General features: G+C 63.0%; 12 protein-coding genes. 2 read left to right on the forward strand and 10 right to left on the reverse strand.

What is annotated here, in order from left to right:
* Positions 1-52: 52 nt before the first annotated feature.
* The gene (locus VPH41_RS20670) at positions 53-1,147 is read right to left on the reverse strand and encodes a type II asparaginase (protein WP_101483618.1); all 1,095 of its coding nucleotides are present in this window, start codon (positions 1,145-1,147) and stop codon (positions 53-55) included.
* Positions 1,148-1,279: 132 nt separating this feature from the next.
* Here VPH41_RS20670 and VPH41_RS20675 point away from each other — a divergent pair, with 132 nt between their 5' ends.
* The gene (locus VPH41_RS20675; protein ID WP_328571362.1) at positions 1,280-1,798 is read left to right on the forward strand and encodes a hypothetical protein; all 519 of its coding nucleotides are present in this window, start codon (positions 1,280-1,282) and stop codon (positions 1,796-1,798) included.
* 134 nt (positions 1,799-1,932) lie between these two features.
* Positions 1,933-3,012 (forward strand): acyltransferase family protein, encoded by a 1,080-nt coding sequence (locus tag VPH41_RS20680; protein ID WP_328571363.1) that lies wholly within the window; start codon positions 1,933-1,935, stop codon positions 3,010-3,012.
* A gap of 137 nt (positions 3,013-3,149) precedes the next feature.
* Here the strand turns inward: VPH41_RS20680 and VPH41_RS20685 are convergent, their stop codons facing one another.
* From VPH41_RS20685 to VPH41_RS20725, 9 genes are all read right to left on the reverse strand, one after another.
* A complete protein-coding gene (locus tag VPH41_RS20685; protein WP_328571364.1) occupies positions 3,150-3,833 on the reverse strand; it encodes a class I SAM-dependent methyltransferase in 684 nt (227 codons plus the stop codon).
* A gap of 298 nt (positions 3,834-4,131) precedes the next feature.
* The gene (locus tag VPH41_RS20690; protein ID WP_328571365.1) at positions 4,132-6,579 is read right to left on the reverse strand and encodes a TonB-dependent receptor; all 2,448 of its coding nucleotides are present in this window, start codon (positions 6,577-6,579) and stop codon (positions 4,132-4,134) included.
* Positions 6,580-6,684: 105 nt separating this feature from the next.
* Positions 6,685-7,668: a siderophore ABC transporter substrate-binding protein gene (locus VPH41_RS20695; protein WP_328571366.1), complete on the reverse strand. Its 984-nt coding sequence runs from the start codon at positions 7,666-7,668 to the stop codon at positions 6,685-6,687.
* 1 nt (position 7,669) lies between these two features.
* Positions 7,670-8,440: an iron ABC transporter ATP-binding protein gene (locus VPH41_RS20700; RefSeq protein ID WP_328571367.1), complete on the reverse strand. Its 771-nt coding sequence runs from the start codon at positions 8,438-8,440 to the stop codon at positions 7,670-7,672.
* Positions 8,437-9,375, reverse strand: coding sequence for an iron chelate uptake ABC transporter family permease subunit (locus VPH41_RS20705; protein WP_442906302.1), 939 nt, complete (start codon positions 9,373-9,375; stop codon positions 8,437-8,439). Before VPH41_RS20705 ends, VPH41_RS20700 begins: the two co-directional genes overlap by 4 nt.
* An 8-nt stretch (positions 9,376-9,383) precedes the next feature.
* On the reverse strand, positions 9,384-10,340 hold the full coding sequence (locus VPH41_RS20710; protein ID WP_328571369.1) for an ABC transporter permease: 957 nt from the start codon (positions 10,338-10,340) through the stop codon (positions 9,384-9,386).
* Between the two features lie 13 nt (positions 10,341-10,353).
* Entirely contained in the window at positions 10,354-12,114 is a 1,761-nt protein-coding gene (locus VPH41_RS20715; protein WP_328571370.1) for an ABC transporter ATP-binding protein, read from the reverse strand.
* Positions 12,108-13,898 (reverse strand): ABC transporter ATP-binding protein, encoded by a 1,791-nt coding sequence (locus VPH41_RS20720; protein WP_328571371.1) that lies wholly within the window; start codon positions 13,896-13,898, stop codon positions 12,108-12,110. The genes VPH41_RS20715 and VPH41_RS20720 overlap by 7 nt, the downstream gene beginning before the upstream one ends.
* Before the next feature lie 96 nt (positions 13,899-13,994).
* Positions 13,995-14,975 (reverse strand): FecR domain-containing protein, encoded by a 981-nt coding sequence (locus VPH41_RS20725; protein WP_328571372.1) that lies wholly within the window; start codon positions 14,973-14,975, stop codon positions 13,995-13,997.
* Between the last annotated feature and the right edge of the window lie 2 nt (positions 14,976-14,977).

A 14,977-nucleotide genomic window follows, 5' to 3' on the forward strand; every position in this document is an offset into this window, starting at 1 on the left:
AAGCGTAAATCAGCCAGGCTCAACCCATGGGGCTGGCCTGGCGCGGCAGCGGTCAATACGTGTAGAAAATACGCTGGATTTCTTGCGTGCTATTCGTTTTGGTCAGGGCCAGCATCAGCAGGATGCGGGCTTTTTGCGGGTTCAGGGTGTCGGACACGACACTGTCGAGTTCATCGTCGTTGGCTTCGCCATTGCGCGCCACGATGCCCTGGCCGACCCGGCTCGAGCGCACGATCAGCACGCCCTTCTGGCGCGCTTCCACCAGGGCCGGCTTCATTTGCGCGGCCACGCTGCCATCGCCCACGCCTGCGTGGATGATGCCCTTGGCGCCTGCGGCAATGAACGCGTCCATGCCGACGCGGTTCATGTTGGCGTAGCCATACACGATGTCCACTTGCGGCAGGGCATCGAGCTTGCTGATGTCAAATTCCGACTCCAAGGTGTGCTTGCGCGTCGACTGGCGGTAGAAAAAAGCCTTGCTGCCCTGGATGTAGCCGAGCATGCCCAGTTCCGGCGACTTGAAGGTGTCCGTCGTCGAGGTATTCGTCTTGGTGACTTCGCGCGCCGCGTTGATCTGGTCGTTCAAGGCCACCAGCACGCCCTTGCCCACGGCTTCCTTGCTGCCGGCCAGCATCACGGCGTTGTACAAGTTGATGGGGCCGTCAGCCGAAATGGCCGTCGACGGACGCATGGCGCCCACGACTACCACGGGTTTATGGCTTTTCACGGTCAGGTTCAGGAAATACGCCGTTTCCTCGATGGTGTCGGTGCCGTGCGTCACGACCACGCCATCGACGTCGTTCGAGGCCAGCAGCACGTTGATGCGCTTGGCCAGAGTCAGCCAGTGTTCGTTGCCCATGCTTTCGCTGGCGATCTGGAAGACTTGTTCGCCTTTCACATTTGCCACTTTCTTCAATTCCGGCACGGCCGCGATCAGCCGCTCGACGCCCACGGTCGCCGAGGTATAGCCCACGGTGGTGGTGCTGTCGGCGCCGCTGCCGGCAATGGTGCCGCCCGTGGCCAGGATCACCACATTCGGCAATTTGACGGCCGCCTGCTGCGCGCGCGCCGGGGACGCGGCGATAAAGCCCATCAGCAAGGTAGCCAGCATCAGCTGTGCACAAGAATGGAATTTGCGTGAAAACATGGTGCTCCCGTGAGGTGTACTGTCAAAAATAACAAAGTCGTGTGCAAATTATATGCCATCCATGCCGGGGAAAATTCCAATTCATGCGTATTGCGCAAACGTGCGCGCCTGCCCATCGGCTACAGTGGCGCCATGTCCACACTGCTGCCCATCCGCTCCTGCCTCGCCCTGCCGTTTGTCCTGATGGCGCTCAATGCCTGCTCCACGCAGGCCGAACTGCGCATGGCGGCGCAACAGGAACAGTTCGCGCAGGAAGCGGCCAGCCAGGGCCACTGGGCGCAAGCCATGCGCAACTACGCGGACGCCGTCGCGAATGTCGAACTGGGCCATGGCGATCTCGCTTGGCAGGCGCGGCTGCACCACCAGGCGGGACGCGCCGCCAGCGGGGCCTGCCGCTACGACGCGGCCGCATTTCATTTCCGCCAGGCCATCGCGCTGGCACAGCAGGCTCACACTTCGAGCGCCCTCAGCTACAAGGCGCTGATCGATCTGTATGAACGCCAGGACAAGGCGGCGGAAGCCTTGGCCGTGCGCAATGAACTGGGCCGGCACCGGGCGCGGGCAATGAGCGCGCTGGCCGGCCTGGAATCGCTGCCGGCGATGGACGGCCATGAACCGTGCAGGGCAACGGCAACACCGGCGCCGCATTAAGGCAACCGACGGCCGGCATTGTAAAAATAATACCTATTGCATGCATTTCTTTACTATATGGCAAGGAATTAAGGGTTAGCTTAATTCCCGAGACCTTACTATAATTATGTCCCCGACACTGACAGGCTGCACCAATGCTTCAGAAATTCTCCTCAATTCAGATAATCAGAGCAATTGCAGCACTGTCCGTCGTGATGTTTCATTCTCACTTTGCAGTCGCTTCTTTTCCGGACGAATATAAAACCACCCTTCCATTTATTTACAAATGGGGTTATCTCGGCGTCGATCTTTTCTTTGTCGTCAGTGGTTTCATCATTGCGCATATCGCAAGCAAGGGACAAATTCAACCGGCATCGTTCTTAACCAGACGCTTCTTCAGGATATATCCCCTATACTGGATATTTTGCGGGACGGCTGTCTATCTGCAATTATGCTACGGCTACAATCTTGGCGGCGGCGAGCTGGGCATGCCGGAGATCATCAAGTCTTTTGCCATCTTCCCGATGGAAAACCATCCGCCCTATGCCGTAGGCTGGACCTTGGAGCATGAAATAATATTCTACCTGCTGAGCGCAGTTGTTTTATATTTTTCCAGCTTCAGGATATTCATCATTATTCTTTCCCTGCTTGGCGGCGCGGGTCTCGTTTTACCCATCCTGATCAATCAGGGAACGCTTCCTCCCTTCTGGGATTACCATTTATTGTCTCCAACGCATATCAATTTCCTGACAGGTATTTTGATTTATAAAAATCAAGATCGTCTTGTAAAATTCAAATCGGCCGGACCACTGCTTGCCTCCGCCATTATATTTTTCATCTGGGAAAACATGCTGGGCTGGCCAAATTCAAGCTGGAACACCTTGATTTCCACATTGGGCACCAGCATATGTTCAGCCCTGTTAATCATGGCTTTCTTGAATTCAGAGAAATTAAATGCCAGCAACCCAAATAGTTTTTGGCACAGCCGATATACGAAACTCATGATCGGCATTGGCAATGCCTCATTTTCGCTCTATCTGGTGCACTGGATCATTTTCATGGAAGTGGGCCGCAATAAATGGAAGATCTATTTCGAGCTGCCGGACCACGCAGCCGAAAGTTATCGGATAGCAATAATCGCCGCCACCGTGCTGCTTGCCTTCCTCATGTACAAGCTCATAGAAACGCCCTTGATTGCACTCGGTCATTGGATTGCAAAACGTCTGGAAAAATAGCCAGCAAGCGCCAACACATGGCAAGCAGGATGTCCGGTGCAGGCCCAGTGAGGTAGCGCAGAACGACGGATGAAGCCCGCCGTGCCTCACGGCTGGCAGGTACCGGCTATCAGGTTCATCCGTTCAACTCAGCGTTATCAGCCCTTGCCATAGGGCTCGGGTTCTTTATAGAGGATGCAGATGGAAACGCGCTCATCGCTATCGGGCGAAAAGGCATGCTCGCTATGGGAAAAGCTGTCTTTGGCGACCAGATAGTAATGACCGCTGGCGGTAAAGAAATCCGCATAGGACGTCTTGTAGGAAAACAAGCCAGGCTTGTGATGATAGGCGCGCTTGTGGCGAATACCGGGATCAAAGTCCAGGATGGCGAGAAACCCACCGCTCTTCAAGACCCTGTCGGCCTCGGCTACCGCCTTGAGAATTTCCGTCCGGTCCACCAGATACAGGCAAAAGCCGAAGTACACCAGATCCATGCTGGCATCGCCATGCGGAATATGCGACGCAATCGAGACGTCCAGGTGAACATTGGCATTAGGAAATTTATCCATGCCTTCGCGGACAGCCTCGGCAGAGGGATCGATGCCATGGCCCTGCGCAGCAAAGAACTGGCACAGATCCGCCAGTTTGACGCCGTTGCCGCAACCGATTTCGAGGATATGTCCGATACCGTCACGATGGCTGGCCAGCACGCGCTTGATCGCTTCGTTCTCGTAGAATGACTTCTGCTGGTTCAAGGTGGATCTGTTACGGTCGAACCAGCGGTCACCCTCCCCCTCCAAAAATATCTGGCATTGCGTTTGCGCTAAGGAAGTCATCACCATGGCCAGCCCTTTGAAGTCTTGTGCCTGGCTGCGAGCAGCCAAATCCCAACAATATCGGTTCCCGCGGCGCGCTGCTACGCATGCGCACACTGCAGGCATGATTCTTTCACAAACATTCAAAAAATATTAACACCAATCCTGGCACTGCGCGCCTTTCGGACTTGATTTTTATCAGTGGCGGCACCGGTCTGTTTTGAGCCCGGTTCCGGCAATCCGTCCGGGCAAGCAGCGTGGCCCGGAAACGACAATGCCCCGCACAGGCGGGGCATTGTCAAACAGCTCATGCGGCAAACGGCCTTCAGAAATCCATGGTTCCCGACAGCATGAAGGTGCGCGGCGCGCCCAGGCCCAGGCTGGTCCACTGCGGCAGCGCCCAGTAAGCCTTGTTGCCGACGTTGCTCACGCTGGCGCGCACGGTCAGGGGCCGGCCAGCCGCCTTCGTCGCATAGCGGGCGCCCAGGTCAAACACGGTACGGCCCGGTACGGACAGCGAGTTGTCTGCATTGATGTATTGCTTCGATGCCGCCGTCGCATTGGCCGTCAGGGTCACGCCGGGCACAGCCGGGGTGTCCCACTCGACGCCCAGCTTGGCTTGCAGCTTGGGCACGCCCGTCGCCTGCTTGCCCTGGTTGCTGCCGCCCACGGTCTTCGTCAAGACGGGGTCCACATAGGCCACGCCGCCCATCAGGCGCACGTCGCGCAGGGGCGAACCGAAGAAGCCCCAGTCGACGCCGCGGTTGCGCTGTTCGCCGCCAAAGGAAAAGATATTGCTGACCGGATCGACATAGCTGCTGGGCCGCTTGATTTCATACACGCTGACCGTGTGCGCGAACTCGCCCAGGTCGACCTTGAAGCCCAGCTCCGCCTGCTTCGATTTGTACGGCGCAAAGACCTCGCCCGAGTTGGCCGCAGTCAGCGGCGCCGTGGCCCCCTGGCTCAAGCCTTCGATGTAATTGCCGTACAGCGAGATATTCTTGCTGGCCTTGACCAGCAGCGCAACGGCGGGCGTGGTGGCGCTTTCGTCATAGCGCGACGTGCGCGCGCCCGTCTTGATGTTGAAGTTATCGCTGAGCACTTCCTGGCGGCGCAAACCCACCGTCAGCTGCACCTTGTCTTGCGCAAAGGACAGCGTGTCGACGAGGCCAAAGCTGGCTAGGCGCAGTTCCGCCTTGGAAATTTGCGGCGCCTCGAAGCGGGTTGCCGGTCCCCAGACGGGATTGTAGATATTCGTGATCCAGTCTTTCGCCAGGGTATTGCGGCGCCCGTACTGCTTGTCCGTGTGGTGATAATACGTGGCGTTCACGGCCCACTGATGGCCGATCTCGCCCGTGCGCAGCTTGCCCCGCACACCCGCTTCCGCCGACTGCTTTTCCACGTCGAAGCCCAGGTCGGCAACGTTGGTGCGGTAGTCGCCGGCCGTGTTGAACACCTGGATCAGATACGCGCCCGTCGACTGGTAGTCGGCCTGGCTGGCGCCGACGGCGGCGTAGGCCATCACCTGCTCGTTCACATCCAGTTCGCCGCGCAGCATCGCGCCCTTGTCCTTGGTATCGTAAAACGCCCAGCTGGGATTGAGCAGGGTTTCCGCTTTCGGCGGACGCGGCACGGGCAAGCCGGCGGCCAGGTTGACGCCCCGGTTCAAGCCGTCGGCGCGGTCCTCGCTGTGATACAGGTCGGCCGACAGGCGCGCGCCGTTGCCGCGCCAGTCCAGGCCCACGGAAACGAGCTGGGTCTTCTTTTTCTGGTGGTCGATGGCGCCGTCGCCGTCACGGTAGACGCCGTTGACTCTGATGCCGAATTGTTGATTGTCGCCAAAGCGCTGGCCCAGGTCCACGTGGCCGCCCCATTGCGAATCCGACATATACGACGCCGTCACGCGCGCCAGCGGCGTGTCGTCCGCGCGCTTGGGCACCAGGTTGATGCTGCCGCCCACCGAACCGCCCGGTGGCATGCCATTGAGCAAGGCCGACGGCCCTTTCAGCACTTCGATGCGCTCGAACATTTCGGGCGAGGTGCGGTAGTACGGCGAGATGCCGTACAGCCCGCCAAACGCGACGTCGCCGATATTCGAGCTGAAGCCCCGTATCGAATAATTCTCGCCGATGATGCCCGTCATGCCGCTGCTGAAGACGGTGGGATCGGTGGCAGAAATCACATCGGTGATGTCGCGCGCCTGCCGGTCCTCGATGAATTTATCCGTGTAGCTGATGGTGTTGAAGGGCGTCTCCATGAAGTCCTTGTCGCCCAAAAAACCCACGCGGCCGCCGGAAGCCACCTGGCCGCCCACATAGGCATCGGTCACTGCATTGCCCTTGCCCCACACGGTCACGGCCGGCATGGTCGCGGCGGCTTCGGCGGCAGTGCTGTGCGCCGGTTCGCGGCGCAAGGTGTAGCTGCCATTGCCCTCGCGCACGGCTTGCAAGCCGTGGCCGCGCAGCAAGGTATAAAAACCTTCGGGCACGCTGTAGCTGCCGGACAGGCCCGCACAGCTCTTGCCCTGCAGCAGGCTAGCCTCGGCCGTCAATTCGATGCCCGCCTCGGCGGCAAAGGTATTGAGCGCCAGGCCCAGCGAACCGGCCGGCACGTTGAATGCTTGCCGGACTTGCGCCGCTTGCGCGAAGGCCGGCGGGGCCGCCACGCCCAGGGCCCCCACCGTCAGACCCGTGATCAGCGCCAGCTGCACGGCGGTGGCGATGCGGCTCAATGTCAAGACGGGAAGGTGGCGCGATGCCATGCGTTTGCTCATACGGTAAATCCTTTCAGATGGATGATTGCTTGCTCTCACCCTGTCTCCCGAACGAAAAGGCAAAATCCTCAATGCAAATACGACTCATTACGAAAAATATCGCGATTACCGGTAGCCCTTGAGCACATCGTCGATCACCAGCTTCAACGACGTCACGCTGGCCGCCGTGATGTACCAGGCGTCCGCATCGACGAAGACGACGCGGCCATTCTTCCAGGCATTGGTCTGGCGCAAGAGAGGATTGGCCATCTGCTCGGCCGTCATGACGGGACGGTGCTCCATCACGGCCGTGCGGTCCACCACATAGATGATGTCGGGGTTGGCTTGCTGGATGAACTCGCTGGAAATCGGCTGTCCATGCAAGCCCGCTTCGATGGCCGAGCTGGCCGGCTTGACGCCGAGCGCATCGAAAACAAAACCGTAGCGCGACTGCACGCCGAACGAGCTGAAGGCGCCGTTGTTGTGCAGCACGATCAGGGCTTTCTCGGGACGGTCCTGCGTCACCCTGCGGGCCTCCGCCACCTTCGCATCGAGCTCGGCGGCTTTCTGGGCGGCGATATCTTCCTTGCCGAAGATACGCCCCAGTGTCAGCAAGTGCTGCTTGACCACGTCGATGTGCTTGCCCTGGCTATTCTTGAAATCCACGTCGAAGTGCACGGTGGGCGCGATCTGGCTCAGCTCCTTGTAGTGGTTGGCCTGGATCGACGTCATCAGCACCAGGTCGGGCTTGAGCGCGTGGATGTGCTCGAGGTTGGGCTGCACGATGGCGCCCAGGTCGCCGATGCCCTGGTCCTCCTTGTAGCGGGCCAGAAAATGCGGCACATAATCCTTCACCATGCCGGCCACGGGCACGCCCAGCTGGTCGAGGAAATCGACTTCATTCATGTCCAGCACGGCCACGCGTTGCGGGCGGTGTTCGATCACCGTCGTGCCCAGTTTATGCTCGATGGTGATGGGAGAATATGCCTGCTGTGATGCCTTGGAGGCCGGCGCGGCCGGCACCGTGGCGGCCTTGTCGCTGCAGCCGGGCAAGGCGGCCACGGCGGCGAGCAGCGCGGCCAGCGCGCAGAAAGGTGTGTTCCAGATCATCTCAAGCTCCTGTGGGGGTAAAGTAATTGCAGACGCAGCCGCGTTCATCGCGCACGATGTGAAAATCGATGTCGTACAGGGCACGCAGGCGTTCCTCGGTGACGACCTCATGCGCAGGGCCGCTGAAGCGCACGGCGCCGCCCTGCATGGCGACGATGTGGTCCGAATAGTTGGCGGCGAAATTGATGTCGTGAATCACCAGGATCACGGTGCGGCCCTGTTCGTCGCACAGGCGGCGCAACGCGCGCATGATCTGCACGGCGTGTTTCATGTCCAGGTTGTTGAGCGGCTCGTCGAGCAGCAGAATATCCGTCTGCTGGGCAATCGTCATGGCCAGGAAAGCCATCTGGCGCTGGCCGCCGCTCAGCTCATCGACGTAGGCGGCACGCAGCGCGTCGAGCGACAGAAAGGCGATGGCCTCGTCGATCGCTTGCCGGTCCTGCGCCGTCAAGTTGCCGCGGCTGTAGGGAAAGCGGCCGAAGGCGACCAATTCTTCCACCGTCAGGCGCAGGTTGAAATCGGGCGACTGGCGCAGGGTGGCCACTTGCCGCGCATAGTCGGCCAGGCGGATATCTGCAATGCTGCGCCCGCCCAGCAGAATATCGCCATCGCTGGGCTCGATCAGGCGCGCGACCAGCATCAGCAAGGTCGTCTTGCCGGCGCCGTTGGGGCCGATCAAGGACGTGACCTGTCCTTTGGGAAACTGCACGTTGATGTTGGCCAGCACCGTCCTGGCGCCGTAGCTTTTTTCGATCTGTTGGACGTGAATCATGCGGTGCCTCGGGTGCGGACCATGAGCGCGAGAAAATACGCGCCGCACACCAGGTTGACGAGAATGCCGACCGTGGTGCGGTAATTGAAAACGTGTTCGACCAGCAACTGGGCGACCAGGAAGATGGCGATGGCGATGGCGCAGCCCAGGGGCAAGGTGGCACGGTGGCGCCCCGTGCGGGCCAGGGCATAGGTCGTGTTTGCAACGAAGATGCCCATGAAGGCCGTGGGCCCCAGCAAGCTGGTCGAGACCGCCACCAGCACGGCGATCAGCGCCAGCTGCAGCTGCACCATGCGCCGGTAATCGATACCGAGCGACATGGCCTGCTCGCGGCCCAGCGCCAGCACGTCGAGCGCGGGCAAGGTCTTCGCCACGGCCACGCACGCGGCGCCCGCCAGCAGCGCCGAATACAGCAATTGCCCGGGCTGCGCCTTGTTGAACGAAGCCTGGCTGAACCCCTGCAAAATGGCGAACTCGCCAGGGCTGATGCGCAGCTGGATGAACTGGGTAAACGTGCCGATCACCATCGTCAGCACAAAGCCCAGCAACAGCAAAAAATACACGTTGTTCTTGCCATCACGAAACAGCCAATAATGGATGGCCCAGGAATACGCGAGCATCAGCGCAATCGACACGACGAAATTGCCGTTCTGCCCCAGCAGCACCAGGCTGTGCATGCCCATCACGAGAATCAGCAGCGACTGCAGCAGCAGATACACGGCTTCATAGCCCATGACGGCCGGCGTCAGTATCCGGTTGCCGGCGATGGTCTGGAACACGATGGAGGACACGGCCACGCAGACGCCGCCAATGGCGATGGCGGCCAGCCGCGCCAGGCGCTTCGGGATGATGTAATCGAAGTCCAGATTCGCGCCGAGCAGGAGAAACGCCGCCGCCAGCACGGCAACGGCCAGCCACAGCATCGCGGGATTCATTACGCGCCTCATCGCCGCCCCCGGATGATCAGGAAGAGGAACAGCAAGCCGCCCACGCCGCCCGCCGTCAGGCCGATCGGCACCTCGAACGGATAGATCAGCAAGCGCCCGGCAATGTCGCAGGCCAGCAGCAGCGAGGCGCCGCACAGGGCGACGATGGGCAGGGTACGACCCAGGTTGTCGCCGTAGCGCAAGGCCACCAGGTTCGGGATGGCCAGGCCGACAAACGGAATCGCTCCCACCGTGATCACCGTGGCTGCCACCGTGACGGCCACCAGCATCAGGCCCAGCGCTACCGTGCCCCCATAGTTCAGGCCCAGGCTGGTGGCCATGCCCTCGCCCATGCCCAGCACCGTGAAACGCTGCGCATACAGATACGTGAGGACAACGATGGGCAGGATCAGATAAATGATTTCATAGTTGCCCTGCACGATCTTCGAGAAGTCGCCCAGCAGCCAGCCCTGCATGCTTTGCAGGATATTGTTGCGGTAGGCATAGAACTCGGCCACGGCGCTCAGCACGCCGCCATACACGAGGCCGATGACGGGCACGAGTATCGTGTTCTTGAAACGGATGCGGCGGATCAGCGCCACGTAGACCAGGCTGGCGGCAAAGCAAAAGGCCAGCGCAAACGCCATCTTGCCCGCCGTGCCCGCTGCGGGCGCCATCGTCAGCGAGACGAGGATGCCCAGCTTGGCCGCGTCGAGGCCGCCCGACGTGGCCGGCTCGACGAATTTGTTGCGCACGATGTGCTGCAGGATGACGCCGCAGACGGACAGGCCCACGCCCGTCAGCACCAGCGCCGCCAGGCGCGGCAGCCGGCTGGCCGTCAAGGTCAGCCAGGTATCGCCGGACAGTGCGCCGGACAGCGCAAACAGCTGCGTCCAGGCAATGTCCCGCGCGCCCACCAGCAGCGACATACCACACAGCAGGAAGAACAGGCAAAACAGACGTGCGCGTGTCAACTCGTCATCCCGTTCATTGCTGCGGCGCCGCGGAAGCGATGCGCCAGCCCTTGGCCGCCTGGCGCTGGGCCAGGAAGTGGGCATACAGGCCATCGCGTGCGCGCAGCTGTGCCGGCGCGCCCTGCTCGCGGACCTGGCCACCATCGAGCACGACGATCTGGTCGGCCATGGCCACCGTCGACAGCTGGTGGGCGATGACGATCACCGTGCGCTTGCCGCGCAGCCGCGCCAGCGCCTCGGCAATGGCCGCCTGGTTTTCCGCGTCGAGCGCGGCCGTGGCTTCGTCGACCAGCAAAATCGGCGCATCCTTGATCAGCGCGCGGGCGATGGCAATGCGCTGGCGTTCGCCGCCGGACAGGCGCGCGCCGCCCTCGCCCACCGGCGTGGCCAGGCCCTGCGGCAGGCGGGCGATGATCTCGGCCACCCCCGCCTGGCGCGCCGCTTCCAGCACTTCGGCATCGCTTGCGTCCGGCTTGCCGAGGCGAATGTTGTCGGCGATGCTGCCCTGGAACAGATAGCTGTCCTGGAAGATCTGGCTGATCTGGCCTGCCAATTGCTCGCTCGACATGTGCCGCACATCAACGCCCCCCACCAGCACGGCGCCCTGGCTGGCGTCAAAGAAACGCGCGATCAGGCGCACCAGGGTCGTCTTGCCGGAACCGGAGGCGCCGATCAGCGCCGTCATGCTGCCCGGCGCGCAGTGCAGGTTGATGTCCATCAATACGTCGGCTTGATCCTGTGCATAGCGGAATCCCACGCCGCGCAATTCGACGGCGCCATCGCGCGGCGCTTGCGGCACGGCCGCTGCCGGCAAGGGCTGCACGGCAAAAATATCGCGCGCCGCATCGAGTGGCCCCCGCGCGCCGCGCAGCACTTCGCCATAACTGGCCACTTCCTGCAAGGGGTCGACAAAGCGTACCACCAGCAACAGCGCCACGATGACGGCAATGGCGTCGCCCGTACCGGCGGCGCCGCCCAGCAGGGCGTTCAACCACAGCGCGGCGGCGGCCAGCAAGGCGGCAAAGATGGCTTGCACGGTCCAGGCGTTGAGCACCGTCGACAGCGCGGACAGATAGATCAGCCGCGTGCCGGCGTGGCGCTGCTCGTCGATCGCTTGCTGCAGGAAACGCGTGCCGCCCCCCTCTCCACTAAATGCGCGCAACACCGATTGCGCTTGCGCAAACTCCACGAGGCGCTGGCTGGTCTGGGCAAAATGCCGGTGATACGCGTCATCGGCGCGCTGGCCCAGGTGCGCCGTCAGCCGCAAGGCGCCGGCCAGGATGGGCAGCGCCAGCAGGGCAATCACGCCCAGCGGCCAGTGCAGCGCAAACAGCGCGGCCAGCAGCACCAGGGGCGTGACGGCGCCGCAAATCACGGGCGTCAGCACGTGGGCGGGCAGCTGGGCCACATTCATCATGCCCTGCGTAATGACATGGCCCAGCTTTGCCGTGTTATCCGGCGTAAACCAGCCGACGGGCAGGCGCGCCACATGGTCGCCCAGGCGCTGGCGCGCCCCTTGCAGGATCGTCACGCCCACGCGCACGCCCGCCTTTTCCACCTGGCGCCGCCAGGCCCAGCAAGCCACCAGCCCGGCCAGCAGCGCCAGCAGCCACAGGGCCGCGCCGCCCGTATCGGCGGCCAGCAAGCGGCCCAGGGCCAGCACCAACGCCGTCATCGTCAAACCGCTGAGTACGCCATAGGCGAGCGCCATGGCACAGTAGCGGCGGAATACGGGCGCATCGTCGCCCAGCAGTTGAATGAAGGTCTTCAGCATGGCAGCACCGCGTCTTCCTGGGTATCCTGGTAGCCGCCCAGCGCCCACAGCTGCGCATAGCGGCCCTTGTCTGCGAGCAATCCGGCATGGCTGCCCTGCTCAAGAATGGCGCCGTTCTCGACGACGACGATGTGGTCCGCGTGCATGATGGTGTCGAGCCGGTGCGCAATCACCAGCAGGGTGCGGCCACGCGCAAAGCGCGACAGCGCATCCTGGATCGCCACCTCGTTTTCCGCATCGGCCGCCGCCGTCGCTTCATCGAGCACCAGCACGGACGGGTCGAGCAGCACGGCGCGCGCGATACTCACGCGCTGCAGCTCGCCGCCGGACAATTGCGCATCCTCGCCGATCACGGAATCGTAGCCACGCGGCAAGGCCAGGATGCGTTCGTGGATGTTCGCCAGGCGCGCCGCCGCTTCCACCTTGCCGCTGCTGGCGCCAGGCCGGCCCAGCGCGATGTTTTCGCGCACGCTGGCATGGATCAGGCGCACTTCCTGCAGCACGAAGCCGACGCGCCGGTACAGCTCGGTCGTGGCGATCTGCCGCAGGTCGACGCCGCCCAGGGTGATGCGCCCGACGCTCGGGTCGAAAAAGCGCAGCAGCAGCCGCGCCAGGGTCGATTTGCCGGAACCGGAGGCGCCGACGACGGCCGTCACCGTGCCGGGCCGCAAAGTCAGGTTAATATCCGACAACACCTGGTTTTGCCCATCGTAGGCATAGCTGACGCCTTCCAGGCGGATCTCGGTGCCGTTCGGCAACTGCTGCTGTCCGGGCGCCGGCTGCGCCAGCACGGGCGTGTCGAGCAGCGCCAGCACGCGCTGGGCGGCCCCGGTGGCGTTGTTGAGGTCATGCGTCAGGTAGTGCAGCAGCAGCATCGGTGCGGAGATGCCGGGCGCCACCAGGGCGAACGGCAACACATCGACGGGCGCCATCATGTCCAGGGCCACGAACACGGTGCCGGCGATCACCACCACGCCCAGCACGGCGACGGGTGCGATCAGCGCATTCGCATTGGCCATCGAGCCCACCAGCGGCCGCGTGAACGCGGCAAACGCGTCGGCAAACGCATCGACGGCCGCGCGGTAGCTGCCGTGCGCGCGGCCCGTGGCGCCGAAGGCCTTGACCACGGGAATGCCGTTGACGAATTCCACCACCGCATGGTTGATGCGCCCCATGCCGGTGACGAATTGGTCCATATTGCTTCCGCTGGCCTTCATGGCGCGGCCGAAGAACAGGAAAAAGCCGGGAAAGGGCAGGATGGCGATCAGGGCCATGCGCCAGTCCATGGCAAACAGGTACACAACGGAAATGGCGATGGCGCCCACGGCGCGCCCCGTCGTCGTGTAGAAGTGGGCCGTGAGGCTGTGCAGGGTATTGATGTCGTCCTGCATCGCCTGCTTGACCTCGCCAGAGGCGCGGCTGGTGAACCAGCCCAGCGGCACTTGCCCCAGGCGCCGCATCGCTTGCAGGCGCAATTGATGGGTGATGCGGTTGTCGGCCAGGTGCGCGGCCAGCTCACCCAGCGAGATCAGGGCCATGCCCAGGAACAGGCTGGCGGCGCTGGCGATGACGATGCGCCACACGTCGCCCTGCGCCAAGGTTCCGGCGGGGCCCAGGGCCATGGTTGCCAGTTGCGCGATGCCGGCCAGCGGCACCAGGGTGAACATGGAACCGATGCCGGTGAGCAGGGCAGCGACGATCAGGCGCCCGCGGATGGGCTGCAATATGCGGCGGATCGGGTCCGCCTGCTTGGGTTCGGCCGGAGCCGCGTCATGGGTACTCATGAAAAAAGGGCATGCATGGTGTCAGAAGAAAAGAGTGGCTCTCACCCTATATCCCGAACGAGATGGCAAAACCCTCAATCGGGCCAGCGGAAAATCTCAAACAACAGCCTGGGGCATGGCCTGCACCGTGACCCAGTAACGCGTGCGCGCGACAACTTCGATGGGCAGGGCCAGCGCCAGGTTGTGCAGCGCGCGGTCCGTATCGCGTAGCGAAAACACGCCATTGACTTTCAGGCTGGCCACGGCCGGGTCGCAGCGCAGCAGGCCCGGCCGGTAGCGGGCCAGTTCCGCGAGCAAGTCATCGAGGCGCAGGTTGTCGGCCACCAGCACGCCCTTCGTCCAGGCCGCCGCGCTGGCGGACACGGGTGCGGCAGACTGCACGATGTCGGCCGAAAACACGGCGCTGTAGCCCGTGCCGATGCGCATGGGCCGGCCCGGTGCATGCGCGAGGCGCACTTCCACGGCGCCCTCGAAGACGGCCACGCGCGACGTGTGTTCGTCTTGCCGCACAGTAAAACGCGTGCCCAGCGCCTGCACCGCGCCGTGGCGGCTTTGCACGCGGAAAGGCCGCTGCGCCGGGTCCGGATCGTGCGCCGTGGTGACGAGGATTTCGCCCGTGCGCAGGATCAGCAAGCGCTCGCTGGCGTCGAAGCGCACGTCGATGGCGGACGCCGAGGCCAGCATCACGCGCGTGCCGTCAGGCAGCATGATTTCGCGCAATTCCCCCGTCGCCGTGCTGTGCCCGGCCGTGGCCACTTGCCAGGCATCCGTGCCGCGCAGCATGTACGCCATGCCGCCCACAGGCAGCAGCACGGCCAGCAGCTTCAGGGCACGGCGGCGGTTCAGATAGGCGGCGGGTGCCGGTTCGCGCAGCGCATGCCGGGCGGCGTCGCGCGGCACGCTGTGCAGCTTGCCTTCGAACGCCTGCAGGCGCTGCCAGGCGATGGCGTGATGGGGATGGGCGGCGCACCAGCAGGCACAGGCGGCCCGGTCTTCGTCGCTGGCGTCGTCGGACCACAGGCGCGCCATCCACTGGGCCGCCTGCTGGACGATGGCTGGCGCGATCACCACGTCCATGG

This window comes from Janthinobacterium sp. P210006 (assembly GCF_036231885.1).
GTDB lineage: Bacteria > Pseudomonadota > Gammaproteobacteria > Burkholderiales > Burkholderiaceae_D > Janthinobacterium > Janthinobacterium violaceinigrum.

Coding starts and splice junctions, on each gene's coding strand:
- VPH41_RS20675 (WP_328571362.1), top strand. CDS start 1,280: ATGTCCACACTGCTGCCCATCCGCTCCTGCCTCGCCCTGCCGTTTGTC.
- VPH41_RS20695 (WP_328571366.1), bottom strand. CDS start 7,668: ATGATCTGGAACACACCTTTCTGCGCGCTGGCCGCGCTGCTCGCCGCC.
- VPH41_RS20705 (WP_442906302.1), bottom strand. CDS start 9,375: ATGAATCCCGCGATGCTGTGGCTGGCCGTTGCCGTGCTGGCGGCGGCG.
- VPH41_RS20725 (WP_328571372.1), bottom strand. CDS start 14,975: ATGGACGTGGTGATCGCGCCAGCCATCGTCCAGCAGGCGGCCCAGTGG.
- VPH41_RS20680 (WP_328571363.1), top strand. CDS start 1,933: ATGCTTCAGAAATTCTCCTCAATTCAGATAATCAGAGCAATTGCAGCA.
- VPH41_RS20690 (WP_328571365.1), bottom strand. CDS start 6,579: ATGAGCAAACGCATGGCATCGCGCCACCTTCCCGTCTTGACATTGAGC.
- VPH41_RS20700 (WP_328571367.1), bottom strand. CDS start 8,440: ATGATTCACGTCCAACAGATCGAAAAAAGCTACGGCGCCAGGACGGTG.
- VPH41_RS20685 (WP_328571364.1), bottom strand. CDS start 3,833: ATGGTGATGACTTCCTTAGCGCAAACGCAATGCCAGATATTTTTGGAG.
- VPH41_RS20720 (WP_328571371.1), bottom strand. CDS start 13,898: ATGAGTACCCATGACGCGGCTCCGGCCGAACCCAAGCAGGCGGACCCG.
- VPH41_RS20670 (WP_101483618.1), bottom strand. CDS start 1,147: ATGTTTTCACGCAAATTCCATTCTTGTGCACAGCTGATGCTGGCTACC.
- VPH41_RS20715 (WP_328571370.1), bottom strand. CDS start 12,114: ATGCTGAAGACCTTCATTCAACTGCTGGGCGACGATGCGCCCGTATTC.